General features: G+C 69.2%; 16 protein-coding genes. 9 read left to right on the top strand and 7 right to left on the bottom strand.

The window, feature by feature from the left end:
- Positions 1–18 precede the first annotated feature (18 nt).
- From G8A07_RS20325 to G8A07_RS20310, 4 genes are read right to left on the bottom strand one after another with little or no spacing between them, the layout of a single operon-like run.
- Positions 19–2091, bottom strand: a complete 2073-nt coding sequence (locus G8A07_RS20325; RefSeq protein ID WP_195793786.1) for a S9 family peptidase — start codon at positions 2089–2091, stop codon at positions 19–21.
- Entirely contained in the window at positions 2067–2663 is a 597-nt protein-coding gene (locus tag G8A07_RS20320) for a GNAT family N-acetyltransferase (RefSeq protein ID WP_195793785.1), read from the bottom strand. The genes G8A07_RS20325 and G8A07_RS20320 overlap by 25 nt, the downstream gene beginning before the upstream one ends.
- Positions 2660–2869, bottom strand: a complete 210-nt coding sequence (locus G8A07_RS20315) for a hypothetical protein (protein WP_195793784.1) — start codon at positions 2867–2869, stop codon at positions 2660–2662. The genes G8A07_RS20320 and G8A07_RS20315 overlap by 4 nt, the downstream gene beginning before the upstream one ends.
- A complete protein-coding gene (locus tag G8A07_RS20310) occupies positions 2866–3708 on the bottom strand; it encodes a MoxR family ATPase (protein ID WP_195793783.1) in 843 nt (280 codons plus the stop codon). The genes G8A07_RS20315 and G8A07_RS20310 overlap by 4 nt, the downstream gene beginning before the upstream one ends.
- 138 nt (positions 3709–3846) lie before the next feature.
- Here G8A07_RS20310 and G8A07_RS20305 point away from each other — a divergent pair, with 138 nt between their 5' ends.
- The 4 genes from G8A07_RS20305 (at position 3847) to G8A07_RS20290 (ending at position 9607) form a co-directional block, all read left to right on the top strand.
- The gene (locus G8A07_RS20305; protein ID WP_195793782.1) at positions 3847–4503 is read left to right on the top strand and encodes a cytochrome c; all 657 of its coding nucleotides are present in this window, start codon (positions 3847–3849) and stop codon (positions 4501–4503) included.
- A 125-nt stretch (positions 4504–4628) separates the two neighbouring features.
- Entirely contained in the window at positions 4629–5840 is a 1212-nt protein-coding gene (locus G8A07_RS20300; RefSeq protein WP_195793781.1) for an HD-GYP domain-containing protein, read from the top strand.
- A gap of 124 nt (positions 5841–5964) precedes the next feature.
- Entirely contained in the window at positions 5965–7560 is a 1596-nt protein-coding gene (locus G8A07_RS20295) for an ABC transporter substrate-binding protein (RefSeq protein WP_371816383.1), read from the top strand.
- Positions 7561–7672: 112 nt separating this feature from the next.
- A complete protein-coding gene (locus G8A07_RS20290; protein WP_195793780.1) occupies positions 7673–9607 on the top strand; it encodes a hypothetical protein in 1935 nt (644 codons plus the stop codon).
- Between the two features lie 254 nt (positions 9608–9861).
- Here the strand turns inward: G8A07_RS20290 and G8A07_RS20285 are convergent, their stop codons facing one another.
- From G8A07_RS20285 to G8A07_RS20275, 3 genes are all read right to left on the bottom strand, one after another.
- Positions 9862–10335, bottom strand: a complete 474-nt coding sequence (locus tag G8A07_RS20285; protein WP_195793779.1) for a GNAT family N-acetyltransferase — start codon at positions 10333–10335, stop codon at positions 9862–9864.
- On the bottom strand, positions 10335–10811 hold the full coding sequence (locus G8A07_RS20280) for a DUF2569 family protein (protein ID WP_195793778.1): 477 nt from the start codon (positions 10809–10811) through the stop codon (positions 10335–10337). The genes G8A07_RS20285 and G8A07_RS20280 overlap by 1 nt, the downstream gene beginning before the upstream one ends.
- 117 nt (positions 10812–10928) lie before the next feature.
- Positions 10929–12347, bottom strand: coding sequence for a short-chain fatty acyl-CoA regulator family protein (locus tag G8A07_RS20275; RefSeq protein WP_195793777.1), 1419 nt, complete (start codon positions 12345–12347; stop codon positions 10929–10931).
- Positions 12348–12465: 118 nt separating this feature from the next.
- Here G8A07_RS20275 and G8A07_RS20270 point away from each other — a divergent pair, with 118 nt between their 5' ends.
- The 5 genes from G8A07_RS20270 to G8A07_RS20250 are packed head-to-tail and all read left to right on the top strand — an operon-like array spanning position 12466 to position 18836.
- A complete protein-coding gene (locus G8A07_RS20270) occupies positions 12466–12912 on the top strand; it encodes an acyl-CoA thioesterase (RefSeq protein WP_195793776.1) in 447 nt (148 codons plus the stop codon).
- Positions 12913–12933: 21 nt separating this feature from the next.
- Positions 12934–14094 (top strand): 2-methylcitrate synthase, encoded by a 1161-nt coding sequence (gene prpC / locus G8A07_RS20265; RefSeq protein WP_195793775.1) that lies wholly within the window; start codon positions 12934–12936, stop codon positions 14092–14094.
- Between the two features lie 23 nt (positions 14095–14117).
- Positions 14118–16739, top strand: coding sequence for a Fe/S-dependent 2-methylisocitrate dehydratase AcnD (gene acnD / locus G8A07_RS20260; RefSeq protein WP_195797871.1), 2622 nt, complete (start codon positions 14118–14120; stop codon positions 16737–16739).
- Complete coding sequence (gene prpF, locus G8A07_RS20255; protein ID WP_195793774.1) at positions 16736–17944, top strand: 2-methylaconitate cis-trans isomerase PrpF; 1209 nt, start codon at positions 16736–16738, stop codon at positions 17942–17944. Before acnD ends, prpF begins: the two co-directional genes overlap by 4 nt.
- A gap of 28 nt (positions 17945–17972) precedes the next feature.
- A complete protein-coding gene (locus G8A07_RS20250) occupies positions 17973–18836 on the top strand; it encodes an oxaloacetate decarboxylase (RefSeq protein WP_195793773.1) in 864 nt (287 codons plus the stop codon).
- The last annotated feature ends 11 nt before the right edge of the window (positions 18837–18847 follow it).

The raw sequence follows: 18847 nt of genomic DNA, 5'->3' as shown, positions 1-18847 counted from the left end.
CCGTGCGCAGGCGGCCTGTCAGGCCTTGCCGGCCTTGCGGCCCTTGGCCACGGGCTTGCCGGCCGGGTCGTGGCGTTTGAGCCAGTCGAAGAACTCGCCGTACCAGAGCTTGCTGTTGCGCGCCTTCAGGATCCAGTGGTTTTCGTCGGGGAACCACAGCAGGCGGGCATCGACGCCCTTGGCCTTCAGCGTGTTGTAGTAGGCCAGGCCCTGGGCATCCGGCACGCGGTAGTCGAGCGCGCCATGGATCACCAGGGTCGGCGTGGCCATGTTCTTGGCGAAGGCATGCGGGCTCTGCGAGGCGACCTTGGCCGGATCGTCCCAGTACCAGGCGCCCAGTTCCTTGGCATGCCAGGTGTAGGCGTCGTCGGCGAACATTGCCTGCCAGTCGAAGCAGCCGGCATGGCAGATATAGGCCTGGTAGCGGCCGGGTTTCAGATGGCCGTTCATCCACGCGACCATATAGCCGCCGTAGCTGCCGCCGGTGGCGAAGACGCGCTTCTTGTCGGCCCAGGGGTTTTTGAGCAGCCAGTCGGTGCCGGCCTCGACGTCCTGCAGCTCCAGCTCGCCCCAGCGCTGGGTGATCGAGTCCAGGAAGGCGTAACCGAAGCTCGAGGAGCCGTGGTAGTTGACGCAGGCCACCACATAGCCCTGCGCGGCCATGGTCTGGGCGTTCCAGCGGAAATGCCAGGCATCGCCGAAGGCGGTGTGCGGGCCGCCGTGGATCAGGTGCAGGATCGGATACTTCTTCTTCGGGTTGAAGCCGGGCGGGTAGATCAGCCACATCTGCACGTCGTCGCCGAGCGCGCCCTGGTAGGTGACGGGCTCGTCGCGGCCGAAGGCGTAGCCGGCCAGCAGGCTGTCGTTGAAGCTCTCGATGCGGCGCGCGCGGCCGCCCTCGTCGGCGCGGCCCTCGGCCTCCAGCACCGACAGGCGCGGTGGATGCTGCACGCCGTCATGCTGCACGACCAGGGTGCCGGCCGCCAGCGCGAAGCCGGTGGCATGGCCGCCCTCGAACAGCACATGGGCCTCGCAGGTCTTGACGTCGAAGCGCCAGAGATGGCGGCGGCCGCGCTCCTCGGCGCAGAACAGCACCCCCAGATCATCCTCGTCCCATTGCAGCGGGGCGGCGACCTCATGGTCCCATTGCTCCGACAGCACGGCCCAATGGCCCTGCTGGTCCAGCACCGCCAGCTGGGCCGGCATCGTGTGCTTCTTGCCCTGGTTGCTGGCCAGGAAGGCCAGGTGCGCGCCGGCATGGCTGTAGCGCGGGGCCTGGAAGTCCCAGGCCTTGTCCTGCAGCAGCACCTGGATCTTGGCGCTGCGGACCTCGATCTCGGCCAGCGCGTAGCAATGGTCCAGCTTCTTCTCGGGCTGGGGGTCGAAGGCGAACACGATGCGCTTGCCGTCGGGCGAGATGTCGAAGCAGTTCGCATCCGGCTCGGCGCGGGTCAGCTCGTAATCGCTGCCCTCGAACAGGTCGCTGACCTTGCCGGTCGCGGTGTCCAGCACATGCAGGTGCGCGACGCGGCCCATCGGGATATGGTGGTCCCAGTAGCGGTAGACGGCCTGGTCGGTGACATAGCCGCTTTCCTTGCGCTCCTTGAATTCCTTCAGCGCCTTGGCCTGCGCGGGCGCGCCCTTCAGCCCGGGCCAGACCCAGGAGATGAAGGCGATGCGGCGGCCGTCCGGGAACCATTTGAAGGCCTCGATGCCGGTGGCCACGGTGGCGGCGCGGCGAGCCTCGCCGCCGTCCGGCGCGATCAGGTAGAGCTGGGCCTCCTCGTCCTTCGCGCCCTCCTGCTCGCGGCGCGCGACGAAGGCGATCCGGTCGCCCTTGGGGCTCCATTGCGGCCCGCCGTCCTTGTCACCGGCGCTGGTTAGCGCGCGCGGCGCGCCGCCCAGGGTGGAGAGCAGCCAGAGCTGGGTCTGGCTCTTGTTTGTCTCCATCGAGTAGCGCGTCAGCGAGGCCACGGCCTGGGCGCCGTCGGGCGACAGGCTGGGCGCGCCCAGGCGCTCGATCTGCCAGAGGGCGTCGACGTCGAAGGTTTTGTTGCCGGGTTTTTTCAACGAGGTTTTGCGAGTTGCCATGAGAGATGGTTCTTGACGGTGGGCCATTCGGCGGCGGTGATGCTGTAGACGGCGGTGTCGCGCAGGGTGCCGTCGGGCATGCGCAGATGCGCGCGCAGCATGCCGTCGAGCTGCGCGCCCAGGCGCTCGATCGCGCGTCGGCTGGCCTGGTTGAAGCGGTGGGTGCGGAACTCGACCGCGATGCAGTCGAGCGCTTCGAAGGCATGCTGCAGCAGCAGCAGCTTGCACTCGGTATTGAGCGGGCTGCGCTGCACCCGTGCGGCATACCAGGTGGAACCGATCTCGACGCGGCGGTTCGCGTTGTCGATGTTCATATAGGTCGTCATGCCGGCGATCCGGCCTTCCGCGTCGAAGACGGTGAAGGGCAGCATGCTGGCCTTGTCCTGCAGGTCCAGACGGCGGCGGATCTCGGCGGCCATGCCCTCGGGTGTCGGCACCGAGGTGTACCAGAGCCGCCAGAGCTCGCCGTCGCGCACGGCGTCCTGCAGGCCGGCCTCATGCTCGGGTGCCAGCGGCTCCAGCCGCACATGCCGGCCGGTCAGGGTGAGGGGCTTGCACAGAGGAGCGTTCATCGCAGGATGATCTTGCGCGCCAGCCAGCGACCGAGGCCGCAGCCGGCGAGGATGAAGAGCAGCCCGATCAGCTGCGGCGTCTGCCACTGCGTCGAGCCGATGAAGTCGAAGCCGAGCCAGCTCCCGAGCTGCCAGCCGGCCAGCGCGCCCAGCACGAAGCCGAGCGCATCGGCCAGTCCCTGCCTGTAGGTGGGGCCGCCGCTCATCGGTTGCGGCTTTGCATGAACACCAGCTTCTCGAACAGGGTCAGGTCTTGTTCGTTCTTCAGCAGGGCGCCGACCAGCGGCGGGACCGCCACCTTGTCGTCGCCGCTGTGCAGGGCCTCGACCGGGATGTCCTCGGCCAGCAGCAGCTTCAGCCAGTCCAGCAGCTCGCTGGTCGAGGGCTTCTTCTTCAGCCCGGGCAGGTTGCGCACGTCGAAGAAGGTCTTCAGCGCGGCGGCCAGCAGCTCCTTCTTCAGGCCCGGGAAATGCACGTCGACGATCTGCTGCATCGTGGCCGCGTCGGGGAACTTGATGAAGTGGAAGAAGCAGCGGCGCAGGAAGGCGTCCGGCAGTTCCTTCTCGTTGTTGGAGGTGATGAAGACCAGCGGGCGGTGCTTGGCCTTGATCAGCTGGCGCGTCTCGTAGCAGTAGAACTCCATGCGGTCGAGCTCGCGCAACAGGTCGTTCGGGAATTCGATGTCCGCCTTGTCGATCTCGTCAATCAGCAAAGCCACCGGGGTGTCCGCCTCGAAGGCCTGCCACAGCACGCCCTTGACGATGTAGTTGTGGATGTCCCTGACCTTTTCCTCGCCGAGCTGTGAGTCGCGCAGCCGGCTCACCGCGTCGTATTCGTACAGGCCCTGCTGGGCCTTGGTGGTGCTCTTCACATGCCACTGCAGCAGCGTCAGACCCAGCGATTGCGCGACTTCCTCGGCCAGCATGGTCTTGCCGGTGCCGGGTTCGCCCTTGACCAGCAGGGGGCGCTTCAAGGTGATGGCGGCATTGACCGCCAGCATCAGATCGGCGGTGGCGACGTACTGCTCGGAGCCTTGAAACTTCATGTCTATTTTGTTGACGAAAGGTGTTGTGGAGCGGCTGCGAACCAGTATAGGGCTCGCCCCGGCGCGCAAAGGTCGGCCCATATAATGCGCGCCGGCATCTGTTTCTGACCCGTAGTACAACATTTGTTCCTGGGGACCATGAAAAAACTTCTGCTGAAGATCTCGCTAGCTCTTTCCGCCATGCCGGGTGTCCTCATGTCGGCGCAGGCCCAGGATGTGGCCGCCGGACAGAAGAAGGTCGCGATGTGCATCGGTTGCCATGGCATCCCCGGCTACCAGTCGAGCTTCCCGGAGGTGCACCGCGTGCCGATGATCTCGGGCCAGAACGCCAAGTACATCGCCGCCTCGCTGAATGCCTATGCCAAGGGCGAGCGCAAGCACCCGACGATGCGCGGCATCGCGCTGAGCCTCACCGAGCAGGACATCGCCGACATCTCGGCCTATTACGAGCAGCATGGCGGCAAGAGCGCCACCGCCGTGCCCGAGGCCGCGGTGCCCGCGTCGAGCCAGGTGACCGAGCTGCTGAACAAGGGCGCCTGCGCGTCCTGCCATGGCGCCAACTTCAACAAGCCGATCGACGGCGCCTACCCGAAGATCGCCGGCCAGCATGCCGACTATCTCTATGCGGCGCTGAAGTCCTACCAGACCGAGGGCAATGCGGTGGTCGGTCGTAGCAACGCGATCATGGCCGGCCAGGTCAAGCAGTTCAGCCATGCCGAGCTGAAGGCGATGGCGGGCTATCTGGCCGCGCTGCCCGGCGAGGTCAAGACCGTGCCCCAATCGCGCCTGCGCTGAGCGCGCTGCGCACAAAAGACGCGAAAGCCGCCTGCGGGCGGCTTTTTTGCGCCCTTTACGGTTGATCGGCCCGCGCGTGCCACCGCATACTTGCCGCAGATCGCCCAGGCAATGCAGCCGCGCCCATGCTCAAGAAAATCCAGACCCGGGACCTGAAGCTCGGCATGTACCTCCAGTCGCTGGAAGGTTCATGGCTGTCCCATCCCTTCTGGAAGACCCGCTTCGTGCTGGACGATCCGGCCGACCTGGCCGCGCTGCTGTCCTGCGGCGTGCCGGCGGTCTGGATCGACACCGCCCGGGGCGCGGATGTGGTGGCTGCTTCAGCGCCGGCCGCTCCGGCGCCTGCCGTCGCGGCCGCGCCACCGATACCGGCGCCGGAGGTGGGCCCGGCGCGCGTCGCCTTCGGCGACGAGCTGGCGCGCGCGGCGCAGCTGGTGAACCGCTCGCGCCAGGCGGTGATGCATCTGTTCGGCGAGGCGCGGCTGGGCCGCGCGATCGACGCCGAGCAATGCCTGCCGCTGGTGCATGAGGTGGCGCAGTCCGTGGCGCGCAACCCCTCGGCCCTGGTCAGCCTGGCGCGGCTCAAGACCAAGGACGACTACACCTATATGCATTCGGTGGCGGTCTGCGCACTGATGGTCGCGCTGGCGCGCCAGCTGGGCCTGGACGAGGCTGAGACGCGCGAGGCCGGCCTGGCCGGGCTGCTGCACGATGTCGGCAAGATGATGATGCCGCTGGAGGTGCTGAACAAGCCCGGCGCGCTGGATGATGCCGAGTTCGCGGTGATGCGCTCGCACCCGGTGCGCGGCTTCGAGGCGCTGAGGGAGGGTGGCCTGGTGCCACTCTCGGCGCTGGACGTCTGCCTGCATCACCACGAGAAGATGGACGGCAGCGGCTATCCCGAGCGGCTGCAGGGCGAGCAGATCTCGCTGCTGGCGCGCATGGGGGCGGTCTGCGATGTCTATGACGCGATCACCTCGAACCGGCCCTACAAGGCGGCCTGGGATCCGGCCGGCTCGATCCAGCGCATGGCGCAATGGCAGGGCCATTTCGATCCGCAGGTGTTCCAGGCCTTCGTCCGCAGCATCGGCATCTTCCCGGTCGGCACCCTGGTGAAGCTGGCCTCGGGCCGGCTGGCGGTGGTGGTAGAGCAGAACGCCAGCAGCTTGGTAACCCCGGTGGTCAGGGTGTTCTATTCCACCAAGTCCAAGCTGCCGGTGCCGGTGCAGATGCTGGACCTGGCGCTGCCCGCCAGCAATGACAAGATCGTCGGTCGCGAGTCGGCGCGGGACTGGGGTTTTACCCATCTCGATGAGGTCTGGATGCGCCACGCATAAAAAGCGGCGGCCCGGCCTGCGGCTCGGTACAAGCCCCATCAGGTGAATCCCCGCCCCCGCGGCGGGAAGCGGCTTCCTACACTCGCGCCACATTGATCAGCGCCTGCGCTGCAGGGGAGTCCCGATGATGAAGACGATGCTGCCGTCCCGTTTCTGCCTGTTTGCGATCGGCCTGATCGCCGCCGCCTGCGCCGCGCAGGCCCAGACCCTGCGCTGGGCCAGCCAGGGCGACCCGCAGACCATGGACCCGCACTCGCAGAACGAGAGCATGACCAATATGGTCAACGGCCAGGTTTACGAAGGGCTGGTCGCCCGTGACAAGCAGTTGGGGCTCGTGCCGGCGCTTGCCACTAGTTGGGAGCAGACCAGCCCGCTGACCTGGCGTTTCAAGCTGCGCCCTGGTGTCAAGTTCCATGATGGCTCGCCTTTCACCGCCGACGATGTGATCTATTCGATCGAGCGCGGTGCGCAACCCACCTCGCAGATCGGCACCTATGCCAATGCGGTTGGCAAGCCGCGCAAGATCGATGACCTGACTGTCGAGTTCCAGCTCAGCGCGCCTAACCCGATCTTCCTGCAGCATATCGCCGTGCCGCTGTGGATCATGAGCAAGAGCTGGAGCGAGAAGCACAAGGTGACCAAGCCGCTGGACTTCAAGAACAAGGAGGAAAGCCATGCCTCCTTCAACGCCAACGGCACCGGCCCCTACATGCTGGTTTCGCGCCAACCGGGTATCAAGACCACCTACAAGCGCAACCCGAACTGGTGGGGCAAGTTCGAGGGCAATGTGCAGGAGATCGTGTTCACGCCGATCAGCAACGACGCGACCCGCCTGGCCGCGCTGGTCTCGGGCGAGATCGACTTCGTGCTCGACCCGGCGCCGCGCGACGTGCCGCGCCTGCGCAACACGCAGGGCGTCAAGGTGATCGAGGGGCCGGAGAACCGGCTGGTGATGGTCGGCATGGACCAGGCGCGCGACAAGCTGCTGTACGGCAATGTGGCCGGTGACAAGAACCCGTTCAAGGACCAGCGCGTGCGCCGAGCCCTGTACCAGGCGATCGATGTCGAGACCATGCGCACCAAGCTGATGAATGGCCTGTCTGTACCCACTGGTGGTCTGACGCCCTCGCCGCTAGGCTCCTACAACGACCCGATCATTGAGCGCCGCTATCCTTTCGACGTCGCGGCCGCGCGCAAGCTGATGGCGGACGCCGGCTATGCCGATGGCTTCGAGGTGACCCTGGATTGTCCGAACAACCGCTACATCAACGACGAGGAGATCTGCCTGGCGCTGGCCACGATGTGGGCGCAGCTGAAGGTCAAGGTCAAGGTCAACGCGATGCCACGGGCGACCTTCTTCCCCAAGGTCGAGAAGCTCGACACCAGCATGTACCTGTACGGCTGGGGCGGCGCGATCACCGACGCCGAGACCATGATGACGCCGGTGCTGCGCAACCGCGCCGAGAAGGGCGTGGGCTTCTACAACTACGGCAACTTCAAGAACGACAAGTTCGATGGCCTGGCCGCGCAGAGCAGCATTGAGGCCGATCCAAACAAGCGCGAGCAGCTGATCAAGGCGGCGCTGACCGAGGTCAAGGAGCAGGTCAACATCATCCCGCTGCACCGCCAGATGATCCCCTGGGCCGCGCGCAGCAATGTCAGTGTGGTGCACCGCGCCGACAACTGGTTCGAGATCGCCTGGGTCAACATCGGCAAGTAGGCGCGCAAGCCGGCGCGGGCGGAGTAGGGCCGGCTTTCCGGCCCTGATGCGCGCTTTCGGCGCGGCGCGGCTGGCCATACTGGGCGGCATTCATCGTCCCGTACCTACGCCCATGTCGTTCCGCCCCGCGCTGCTGTTTCCCGTCCTGTCGTCCGCCCTCGTCCTGGCCGCCTGCGGCGGCGGTGGGGGCGGCGACAAGAACGACGGCGGCACGACGCCCATCGAGGTCGAGTCCACGCTCAGCGGCGTGGCCGCGGTCGGTGCGCCGTTGGGTGGTGCCGCGATCAGCGTGATCGATGCCAAGGGCCAGGCCCTGGGCAGCACGAGCGCCCATCCGGTCGAGGGCAGCTACAGCCTGAAGCTGAGCAGCAAGAGCTTCACGATGCCGCTCTTGGTGCAGGCGCGTGGCATGGACGCCGCTGGCGCCCCGCAGCTGCTGCATTCCAGCGTGCAGGGCACGGCCGCGGCCGCGATGGTGGCCCATGTGACGCCGCTGACGCAGGCCGCGGTGGCGCTGGCGCTGGGCGCCGATCCGGCGCCGCTGTTCGCCAAGGGCAGCGAGAGCGCCACGGCGCTGGCCAGCCTGAGCCAGACGGTGGTGGCCGCCGATTTCCTGAAGACCCTGATCAAGACCCAGCTGACCGACCTGAAGATCAGCGACCCGACCAAGCTGGACCTGCTGGCCGACCCCACGTTCGCGGCCAACAAGGGCAGCCACGACGTGCTGCTGGAAAGCCTGCGCGTCGGCCTGGCGAAGAACGCGCAGGGCGTCGAGCAGCTGCAACTGGCCAACAAGCTGCTGGCCAGCCAGGCCGGCGAGGTGCTGGTCGACCTGCCCACCGCCAAGACCGAACTGGCCAAGACCACTGGCGCGACCCCGGCCAACGCGATCAGCTCGACCCTGAAGGCCACCACCAGCGCCACCGGCGTGCTGCCCAATCTGGGCCAGCTCGACGAGCTGGGCGCGGCGCTGAACAAGCTGATCGCGCAGGGCGCGAACGCGGCGGCGCTGGCGGCCTCGCCGCATCTCTCGGCCTACGACAAGCACAACGGCCGCAGCGGCAGCGAGCTGGCCGCGCTGCTGGCCGGCTACGCGACCAAGAACTGGCAGTTTGGCCGCTTCCTGGTGACCGGCTGCGCCGACGAGGTGGTGACGGCCGGCAATTGCAGTCGCGTGCTGGTGTCCGCGCCGATCAGCGACAGCAGCGGCGCGCTGGTCGACCTGTTCACCGATGCGCTGAGCTTCAACAAGAGCGCCACCACCGGCACGCCCAAGTGGAGCTTCATCGGCAATGGCAAGAAGCTGGAGTTCAGTGTGCACCCCGTCGCCTGGCTGGCGCTGGAGAGCAGCGGCGCGCTCAGCAGCGGCCTGCCGGCCGGCAACCCGGGCGCCGGCGTGCAGCTGCTGCTGCAGGCGCAGAACGGCGCCGGCACCGCGCTGCTGGACAAGGCCACGGTGCAGACGCCCGGCGGCTTCAGCATCCCGCTGGCCTATTGCGCGCAGCGCTGGCTGTGCATCAGCCCGACCTCGGGCGCCAGCTCGGTCGAGCCGACCGGTGCGCTGTCCGACCAGCTGCTGCAGCCCGCCACCGTCGGCTGGCTGGGCGGTGCCGACACCCTGCGCAATGCCAAGTACCTGGCCTCCTACACCCCGAGCGGCGCCACCGCGGCCGAAAGCCGCGTGGCCTGGCTGCGCGCCGAGCTACCGGCCAGCGTGCCGCCCCAGCCGCGCTATCCGGCGCTGGACGGCATCAGCGGCAGCGCGCCGCTGACCGCGGCCGGCCTCGCCGCCGGCCTGAACCTGAACTGGAGCGCCTGGGCCAAGTCCAATCCGGACCTGCGCCTGATGCGGGTGCGGGTCGTGATCCGCAACAGCGGCGCCAGCGTGGTGCAGCGCGACTTCACGCCGGCCTATGGCGTGAGCGCCAGCACCCTGAGCCTGCCGCAAATCGGCGCCGCCGCCGGCGCCCTGGGCCAGGAGCTGTGGCTGCGCGCGCAGGATGGTGCGGGGCGTTTTTACGACACGCGCTACACAGTGCAGCGCTAGGCTGACTCGGCATTCAGAACATTTCACGCGAGCCGAGCTGCGCGGAGTTCGCTGAGCGTTGCGGGCCGGAGGTCCCGCAAGACCTCTTCTTCGCAGACCGCATCGGTACTTGCAGACCCGGCCCTGCCAGTTGGCGGGCGACCTCCGCATCGGAGTCCGGCGGCTGGCGGGGCCGGGTCTGCACTTGCCGGGCGGCGCAGTGCGAGAACGAGGCCTTGCCGAATGAATGTCGATCTAGCTTGGCCTTGCTCACGTCAACGATCGGGAAAGAGAAACTCCAGCTCCTCATCGCCCAGCGCATCGCGCGCGCCGGTCGGGCGCCAGCCCAGGTGGCGATAGAAGCCATGCGAGCGCGAGGTCGGGTCGTCCGAGCAGCCGAGGAACAGGCGCCGGTGACCCCGCTCGCGCAGGGCAATCATGACCCGCTGCAACAGTTCGCGGCCGATGCCGCGGTCTTCATGCGTGGGCAGCAGGGCCAGCACCAGCACCTCGCCGCTGGCCGCATCGCCGTAGCAATAGCCGACGATGCCGGACGCGCCGTCGCTGCAGACGAAGCCCAGGGTTTCGCCGGCCGCGACCGCGGCGCCCCAGGTCTGGGCGGTGATGCCCAGCTCGGCCAGTTGCGCGGCGCTGATCGCGTTCTCGCGCGTGCGGCCGCGGATCTCGATGCAGCGCGGGATGTCGGCCGACTGGGCGGGGCGGTACTGCAGGGTCGATGTTGTCGTCATCAGAGGTCGGCGTCGGCGTAGGTTGCCTGCACGCGCCGCGAGCGGTTCAGGTAGGCGTAGGCGAGGGTGAAGAAGAGCAGGCTCGGGAGCAGCGCGATCTCCAGGCGCGGCAGCAGCCGACCCGCGACCGGGCCTGCGGCCAGCACCTCCAGCAGGGTCAGCACGATGTCGGCCGCCAGCCCGAGCAGCAGCGCGCGCTTGGCGGTGCGCACCGCGCCGGGACGCAGGCGCCACAGTGCCAGGCCGGCATGGATGCCGTAGGCGATGGCGCCGGCCATCAGGGCCAGCGCCAGCCACAGCGCGATCCGCGAGCCAGCCGAAGCGGCCGAAGCGGCAATAGGGGCCAGCTCTTGATAGCTGTGCCACATCAGCCCGAGGCTCAGCAGCGGGCCGATCAGGACAAACATCAGGCACAGCAGCAGCAGCCAGCCGCGCACGCCGCGCGGCGCGAAGGTGGGGTTCAAGGTCTCGGTCATCTGGCGGCCCTGTGGATGGATCGATCCGGGCGATTGTGCCGGCGGCGACCGAGGGCCGGGCGCCTTCACCGACAGGCTGCAGCTCGGGCGGCATGAAACGCCGCCGGCCTGGGCCACTCAGCGTGCCAGATAGGGCTCGGCCGAGCGTTCGTTCTCGTCGATGCTCAGCTGCTTGCCCAGTGGCGGGAAGGCGCGCTGGGCGCAGCCCTCGCGCTCGCAGAGCTTGCATCCGGGGCCGATCGGCGTCGCGCTGTCCGGGCTGGCCAGGTCCAGTCCCTTGGCATAGACCAGCTGCTCGGCATGGCGCAGGTCGCAGCCCAGGCCGATCGCGAACTCGCGCGCCGGCGCGCCATAGCCGCCGGTGGGGCGCAGCTCGCAATGGGCGATCCACAGATAGCTGCGGCCGTCCGGCATGCGCGCCACCTGGGTCAGCACCCGGCCGGGCTGGGCAAAGGCCTCGTAGACATTCCACAGCGGGCAGGTGCCACCGCTGCGCGAGAAATGGAAATCGGTGGCGGACTGGCGCTTGGAGATATTGCCGGCGCGGTCCACCCGCACGAAGAAGAAGGGCAGGCCGCGCGCCTCGCGGCGCTGCAGGGTGGACAGGCGGTGGCACACCGTCTCGAAGCTGACGCCGAAGCGCTTGGCCAGGAGCGCGATGTCGTAGCGCAACTCCTGCGCCGCGGCGAGGAAGCGGCCGTAGGGCAGCAGCAGGGCGCCGGCGAAATAGCTGGCCAGGCCGATGCGGGCCAGCGACGCGGCCTCGGCGCTGAAGGGTGCCGTGCCGACCAGGCGCGCGATCTCCGCGCCGGCCTCCAGATAGGCCAGCTGTGTCGCCAGCTGGAAGGCGGCCTGGCCCGGCGTCAGCGCGTCGGACAGCAGCAGGAGGCGCTGTGCCGGCTCGAAGCGGCGCAGCCGCTCCTCGGGCAGCTGCTGGACCTGGATGCGGTGTGCGGCCAGCAGATGGGCCTCCAGCCGGCGGGTCAGGTCTTGCGCATGGTCGGCCGCGCCCAGGCGCGCCGACAGCGCCTCGGCGGCGCGGTCCAGCGTGTCGATATGGTTGTGCTGGGCATAGAAGAAGTCGCGCACCTCCTCATGCGGCCCCAGGCTGGCGGCGCTGCCCGCGTCGCCGTCGCGCTCACCCAGGCCCAGGCTGGCCAGGCGCTGCTCGGCGCCGCGGGCGCGGCCATGCAGGCGCAGCAGCAGCTGGCTCAGGGCCGGCATCTGCTGCACCAGGGTGCGCAGCTCGGCGTCCGGCACGCGAGCCTCGGGGGCGGCGGGCAGGGCGGTCTCGGCCACGATCTCGTGCAGCTGCGCGAACAGCCGCGCCTCGTCGTCCTCCGAGAAGAACTGCAGGTCCACGCCCAGCGCCGACTGCAGGCGCAGCAGCACCGCGACGCTGAGCGGCCGCTCGTTGTTCTCCAGCTGGTTCACATAGCTGGGCGAGAGCTTCAGCGCCTGGGCCAGCGCGGCCTGGGTCAGGCCGCGCTGCTCGCGCAGGGTCTTCAGCTTGACACCCAGAAAGGTCTTACGCATGGCTTCGCAAACATTGCAAATTGATGGGATCTGCTTCGCAATTCATGGCTAATTCAGTCATTGAACTTCCGGGTGTTGGCTGCAAAGATTGCGAACAGCGCGACTATCCCATGCCACGATGGACTGGATCAAGGCCCTGGCGGCCACCCCACCGAACGAACTGAGCCGGACCGAGCTGGTGCTGCCGCGCCAGGCCAACCATTACGGCACCCTGTTCGGCCCCGAGGCGCTGGCCCTGCTGGGCCGCACCGCCTATCTGGCCGCGGCGCAGTTCAGCCGTCAGGCGGTGGTGATGGCGGCGGCGCGCGGCGTCGAGTTCCTGGCGCCGGTCGGCGTCGGCGCGCTGCTGCACCTGCATGCGCGGGTGGTGCGGCTGGGCCGCAGCTCGATGACGGTGGACGTGCGGGCCGCGCTGGACGCGGCGCCCGGCACCCAGCCGCAGGAGGTGTTGCGCGCCAGCTTCGAGATGGTGGCGGTGGACGAGCAGGGGCGCCCCTGCCCGCTGCAGCCGCGCGGGGTTGGGCAAGGCCTGACCCCGGCCGCGCTGAACGATGCGGCACCCTGAATTCCAAGGAGGAGAACCCCGATGAGCGACACCCTGGCCGCCCCCGCAGGCTTCAAGCCGAAGAAGTCCGTGGCCCTGTCCGGCGTCACCGCCGGCAGCACCGCGCTGTGCACCGTCGGCCGCAGCGGCAACGACCTGCACTACCGCGGCTACGACATCCTGGACCTGGCCGAGGCCTGCGAGTTCGAGGAGGTCGCGCATCTGCTGGTGCATGGCAAGCTGCCCAACGCCGCCGAGCTGCGCGCCTACAAGGCGCGGCTGAAGGCGCTGCGCGGCCTGCCGGCCAGCGTCAAGGAGGCGCTGGAGAAGCTGCCCGCCGGCGCGCACCCGATGGACGTGATGCGCACCGGCGTCTCGGCCCTGGGCTGCGTGCTGCCGGAGAAGGACGACCACAACCTGCCCGGCGCGCGCGACATCGCCGACCGGCTGATGGCCTCGCTCGGCTCGATGCTGCTGTACTGGTACCACTGGGCCGGGCAGGGGCGGCGCATCGAGGTCGAGACCGACGACGACTCGATCGGCGCGCATTTCCTGCACCTGCTGCATGGCCGCAAGCCCGAGCCGGGCTGGGAGCGGGCGATGCACACCTCGCTGATCCTCTACGCCGAGCATGAGTTCAATGCCTCGACCTTCACCGCGCGGGTGATTGCCGGCACCGGCAGCGATATGTACTCCTCGGTAGCCGGCGCCATCGGCGCGCTGCGCGGCCCCAAGCATGGCGGCGCCAACGAGGTGGCCTTCGAGGTGCAGAAGCGCTACGACTCGCCCGAGCAGGCCGAGGCCGACATCCGCCGCCGCGTCGAAGCTAAGGAGGTGGTGATCGGCTTCGGCCACCCGGTCTACACCGTCAGCGATCCGCGCAACGAGGTGATCAAGAAGGTGGCGCGCCAGCTGTCCCGCGAGGCCGGCACGATGAAGATGTTCGACATCGCCGAGCGCCTGGAGCGGGTGATGTGGGACATCAAGAAGATGTTTCCGAATCTGGACTGGTTCAGCGCCGTCAGTTATCACATGATGGGCGTGCCGACCGCGATGTTCACCCCGCTGTTCGTCATCGCCCGCACCAGCGGCTGGGCGGCCCATGTGGTGGAGCAGCGCGAGGACAACAAGATCATCCGCCCCAGCGCCCAGTACACCGGTCCCGAGGACCGCCCCTTCGTGCCCCTGTCCGCCCGACCCTGATGCCCGCTTCCAGCCAGCCTCCCTTGAACCGCCGCCATCGCAAGCCCCTGCCGGGCACCGAGCTGGACTTCTTCGACGCCCGTGCGGCGGTCGAGGAGCTGCGCCCCGGTGCCTGGGCCGGGCTGCCCTACAGCTCGCGCCTGTTTGCCGAGAACCTGCTGCGCCGCTGCGAGCCGGCGCTGCTGGAGGACTGCCTGCTGCAGCTGATCGAGCGCCGGCGCGAGCGCGACTTCCCCTGGTATCCGGCGCGCGTGGTCTGCCACGACATCCTGGGCCAGACCGCGCTGGTCGACCTGGCCGGCCTGCGCGACGCGATCGCGGCGGCGGGCGGCGATCCGGCGCGCGTCAACCCGGTGGTGCCGGTGCAACTGATCGTCGACCATTCGCTGGCGGTCGAATGCGGCGGCTTCGAGCCGGAGGCCTTCGCGAAGAACCGCGCGATCGAGGACCGTCGCAACGAGGACCGCTTCCATTTCATCGAATGGACGCGCCAGGCCTTTCGCAATGTGGACGTGATCCCGCCGGGCAACGGCATCATGCATCAGATCAATCTGGAGCGGATGAGCCCGGTGATCCATGCCCAGCAGGGCCTGGCCTATCCCGACAGCTGCGTCGGCACCGACAGCCACACGCCGCATGTCGACGCGCTGGGTGTGATCGCGGTGGGTGTCGGCGGGCTGGAGGCCGAGAACGTGATGCTGGGCCGCGCCTCCTGGATGCGGCTGCCGGAGATCGTCGGCGTCGAGCTGCGCGGCGCGCGCCGGCCCGGCATCACCGCGACCGACATCGTGCTGGCGCTGACCGAGTTCCTGCGCCAGGCCAAGGTGGTGGGCGCCTATCTGGAGTTCTGCGGCGAGGGCGTGGCCGGCCTGACCCTGGGCGACCGCGCGACCATCTCGAACATGGCGCCCGAGTACGGCGCCACCGCGGCGCTGTTCGCCATCGACGAGCAGACCCTGGCCTATCTGCGCCTGACCGGCCGCAGCCCGGCCCAGCTGCGCCTGGTCGAGACCTATGCGAAGCAGGCCGGCCTGTGGGCCGCTCAGCTGCAAGACGCCGTGTACGAGCGCCGTCTCAGCTTCGACCTCGGCAGCATCACGCGCAACCTGGCCGGCCCCTCGAACCCGCATGCGCGGGTCGCGACCGCGGAGCTGGCGGCCAAGGGCATCGCCGCGCCCTGGGCCATGCCGCCGGCCGAGGCCGGCACGATGCCGGACGGCGCGGTGATCATCGCCGCGATCACCAGCTGCACCAACACCAGCAACCCGCGCAATGTGATCGCCGCCGGCCTGCTGGCGCGCAAGGCCAATGCGCTGGGCCTGAAGCGCAAGCCCTGGGTCAAGAGCTCGCTGGCGCCGGGCTCGAAGACGGTGGAGCTGTACCTGCGCGAGGCCGGCCTGCTGACGGAGCTGGAGCAGTTGGGCTTCGGCATCGTCGCCTTCGCCTGCACCACCTGCAACGGCATGTCCGGCGCGCTGGACCCGGCGATCCAGCGCGAGATCATCGCGCGCGATCTCTATGCCACCGCGGTGCTGTCGGGCAACCGCAACTTCGACGGCCGCATCCATCCGCAGGCGAAGCAGGCCTTCCTGGCCTCGCCGCCGCTGGTGGTGGCCTATGCGCTGGCCGGCACGATCCGCTTCGACATCGAGCGCGAGGTGCTGGGCGTGGTCGACGGCCGCGAGATCCGCCTGGCCGATCTCTGGCCCAGCGATGCGGAGATCGATGCGATCGTCGAGCGCGCGGTGCGGCCCGAGATGTTCGGCCAGGTCTACGAGCCGATGTTCGCGCTGCGGCCGGCCGGCGCCGCGGTGAGCCCGCAGTACGACTGGCGGCCGCGCTCCACCTATATCCGCCGCCCGCCCTACTGGGACCGCGAGGGCGTCGGCGCGCTGGCGGCCAGCCCGCGCGGCCTGCGCGGCCTGCGCGCGCTGGCCCTGCTGCCGGACAACATCACGACCGACCATCTGTCGCCGTCCAACGCGATCCTGGCCGACTCGGCCGCCGGCGAATACCTGGCCAAGATGGGCCTGCCGGAGGAGGACTTCAACTCCTACGCGACGCATCGCGGCGACCACCTGACCGCGCTGCGTGCCACCTTCGCGAACCCGACCCTGAAGAACGAGATGGTGCGCGATGCGCAGGGCCGGGTGCGCGCCGGCTCGCTGGCGCGGCTCGAACCCGAGGGTCGGGTCATGCGCATGTGGGAGGCGATCGAGACCTATCTGGAGCGCCGCCAGCCGCTGATCATCATTGCCGGCGCCGACTACGGCCAGGGCAGCTCGCGCGACTGGGCCGCCAAGGGCGTGCGCCTGGCCGGGGTCGAGGTGGTGGTGGCCGAGGGCTTCGAGCGCATCCACCGCAGCAACCTGATCGGCATGGGCGTGCTGCCGCTGGAGTTCCCGCCCGGCACGAACCGGCTGAGCCTGGACCTGGACGGCAGCGAGACCTACGACGTGCTCGGCGCACGCGCACCGCGCGCCGAGCTGCGCCTGCGCATCACCCGCCGCGGCGGCGAGGTCCTGGAGACGCCGCTGTGCTGCCGGCTGGATACCGCCGAGGAGCTTTCGATCTACGAGGCCGGCGGCGTGCTGCAGCGCTTCGCCCAGGACTTTCTGCTCGCCGAGAATCACGAGACTGCATGAGCCCTTCCTCCTTCTTCCCGCCCCAGATCCGCATTCCCGCGCTGTACATGCGCGGCGGCACCAGCAAGGGCCTGTTCTTCCAGCTCGACCAGCTGCCCGAGGCCGCGCGCCGGCCCGGCGCGGCGCGCGATGCGCTGCTGCTGCGCGCGCTCGGCAGCCCCGATCCCTATGGTAAGCAGATCGACGGCATGGGCGCCGCCAGCTCGTCCACCTCGAAGGCGGTGATCCTGTCGGCCTCGACCCGGCCCGGCCATGACATCGACTATCTGTTCGGCCAGGTGGCGATCGACCGGCCGCTGGTCGACTGGTCGGGCAACTGCGGCAACCTCTCGGCCGCGGTCGGCCCGGCCGCGATCGCGCTGGGCCTGGTCGATCCGGCCCGCCTGCCGGCCGGCGACGGGCTCGTGAGCCTGCGCATCTGGCAGGCCAATATCGGCAAGACCATCGTTGCGCGCGTGCCCATCGTCGCCGGCCAGGTGCAGGAGAGCGGCGGCTTCGAGCTGGACGGCGTCACCTTCCCGGCCGCCGAGGTGCAGCTGGAGTTCCTGGACCCGGCCGACGAGGGCGGGGAGGGCGGCGGCGGCGCGATGTTCCCGACCGGCCGGGTGCTCGACGAGCTGGAGGTGCCGGGCCTCGGCCGCTTCCCCGCGACCCTGATCAACGCGGGCATCCCGACCATCTTCCTGAACGCCGCCGACCTCGGCTACCTAGGCACCGAGCTGCAGGACGAGATCAATGGCGACGCCGCGGCGCTGGCCCGCTTCGAGACCCTGCGCGCCCATGGCGCGCTGCGCATGGGCCTGATCCGCGAGCTCGGCGAGGCCGCGGCGCGCCAGCACACGCCCAAAATCGCCTTCGTCGCGCCGCCGCGCGCCTACACCGCGTCCAGCGGCCGGCCGGTCGCCGCATCGGAGATCGACCTGCTGGTGCGCGCCCTGTCGATGGGCAAGCTGCACCACGCGATGATGGGCACCGCGGCGGTCGCGATCGGCACCGCCGCGGCCATCCCCGGCACCCTGGTGAGCCTGGCGGCCGGCGGCGAGGCGCGCGAGCAAGTGCGCTTCGGCCACCCCAGTGGCACCCTGCGCGTCGGCGCCCAGGCGGCCCGGGTCGACGGCCACTGGGTCGTGACCAAGGCGCTGATGAGCCGCAGCGCGCGCGTGCTGATGGAGGGCAGCATCCGCGTGCCCGCCGGCAGTTTCTGAATCATCCCCATCTTCTTTGGCAATACCGATGACATCTCCCCGCAAGACCCTGCGCGCCCTGATCGAGGCGCGCCGCGGCGTGCTGCTGCCCGGCGCCTTCAATGCCCTGTCGGCCCGAGTGGTCGAGGACCTCGGCTTCGAGGCGCTCTACATCACCGGCGCCGGTGTGACGAATATGAGCCTGGGCCTGCCGGACCAGGGCTTCATGGGCCTGAGCGACATCGCCGAGCACACCGCGCGCATCCGCGACGCGGTGCAGCTGCCGCTGCTGGTCGACGCCGACACCGGCTTCGGCAATGCGCTGAACGTGCGCCACGCGGTGCGGGTGCTGGAGCGCGCCGGCGCCGACTGCATCCAGCTGGAGGACCAGGTGGCGCCCAAGCGCTGCGGGCATTTCAACGGCAAGGAGGTGATCTCCACCGAGGAGGCGGTCGGCAAGATCAAGGCGGCGGTGGACGCAAGACTTGACCCCGAGATGCTGATCATGGCGCGCACCGATGCCTGCGCGACCCAGGGCTTCGAGGCCGCGGTGGAGCGCGCCCAGCGCTTCGCCGAGGCCGGTGCGGACCTGCTCTTCGTCGAGGCCGTCACCAGCGCCGAGCAGATCCGCGCGCTGCCGCAGCGCCTGGGCACGCCGCAGCTGATCAATATGGTGATCGGCGGCAAGACGCCGATCGTCGACGCCGGCGAGCTGGCCGGCCTGGGCTACGGCCTGGTGCTGTATGCCAATGCGGCGCTGCAGGGCGCGCTGGCCGGCATGCAGAAGGCGCTGGGCACCCTGCGCGAGCAGGGCCGCCTGGCCGAGGATCCGGCCCTGGTCGCGCCCTTCGCGGAGCGGCAGCGCCTGGTCGGCAAGCCGGGCTGGGACGAGCTGGAGCGGCGCTATCGCTGAACAGCGGCAGG

This window comes from Roseateles sp. DAIF2, assembly GCF_015624425.1.
Classification (GTDB): domain Bacteria; phylum Pseudomonadota; class Gammaproteobacteria; order Burkholderiales; family Burkholderiaceae_C; genus Kinneretia.
This window is presented reverse-complemented; position numbering and strand designations above follow the sequence as displayed.

Bases quoted from the DNA above. Each gene is read 5' to 3' on its own strand.
- G8A07_RS20325 (WP_195793786.1), bottom strand. From the start codon at position 2,091: ATGGCAACTCGCAAAACCTCGTTGAAAAAACCCGGCAACAAAACCTTC.
- G8A07_RS20320 (WP_195793785.1), bottom strand. From the start codon at position 2,663: ATGAACGCTCCTCTGTGCAAGCCCCTCACCCTGACCGGCCGGCATGTG.
- G8A07_RS20315 (WP_195793784.1), bottom strand. From the start codon at position 2,869: ATGAGCGGCGGCCCCACCTACAGGCAGGGACTGGCCGATGCGCTCGGC.
- G8A07_RS20310 (WP_195793783.1), bottom strand. From the start codon at position 3,708: ATGAAGTTTCAAGGCTCCGAGCAGTACGTCGCCACCGCCGATCTGATG.
- G8A07_RS20305 (WP_195793782.1), top strand. From the start codon at position 3,847: ATGAAAAAACTTCTGCTGAAGATCTCGCTAGCTCTTTCCGCCATGCCG.
- G8A07_RS20300 (WP_195793781.1), top strand. From the start codon at position 4,629: ATGCTCAAGAAAATCCAGACCCGGGACCTGAAGCTCGGCATGTACCTC.
- G8A07_RS20295 (WP_371816383.1), top strand. From the start codon at position 5,965: ATGATGAAGACGATGCTGCCGTCCCGTTTCTGCCTGTTTGCGATCGGC.
- G8A07_RS20290 (WP_195793780.1), top strand. From the start codon at position 7,673: ATGTCGTTCCGCCCCGCGCTGCTGTTTCCCGTCCTGTCGTCCGCCCTC.
- G8A07_RS20285 (WP_195793779.1), bottom strand. From the start codon at position 10,335: ATGACGACAACATCGACCCTGCAGTACCGCCCCGCCCAGTCGGCCGAC.
- G8A07_RS20280 (WP_195793778.1), bottom strand. From the start codon at position 10,811: ATGACCGAGACCTTGAACCCCACCTTCGCGCCGCGCGGCGTGCGCGGC.
- G8A07_RS20275 (WP_195793777.1), bottom strand. From the start codon at position 12,347: ATGCGTAAGACCTTTCTGGGTGTCAAGCTGAAGACCCTGCGCGAGCAG.
- G8A07_RS20270 (WP_195793776.1), top strand. From the start codon at position 12,466: ATGGACTGGATCAAGGCCCTGGCGGCCACCCCACCGAACGAACTGAGC.
- prpC (WP_195793775.1), top strand. From the start codon at position 12,934: ATGAGCGACACCCTGGCCGCCCCCGCAGGCTTCAAGCCGAAGAAGTCC.
- prpF (WP_195793774.1), top strand. From the start codon at position 16,736: ATGAGCCCTTCCTCCTTCTTCCCGCCCCAGATCCGCATTCCCGCGCTG.
- G8A07_RS20250 (WP_195793773.1), top strand. From the start codon at position 17,973: ATGACATCTCCCCGCAAGACCCTGCGCGCCCTGATCGAGGCGCGCCGC.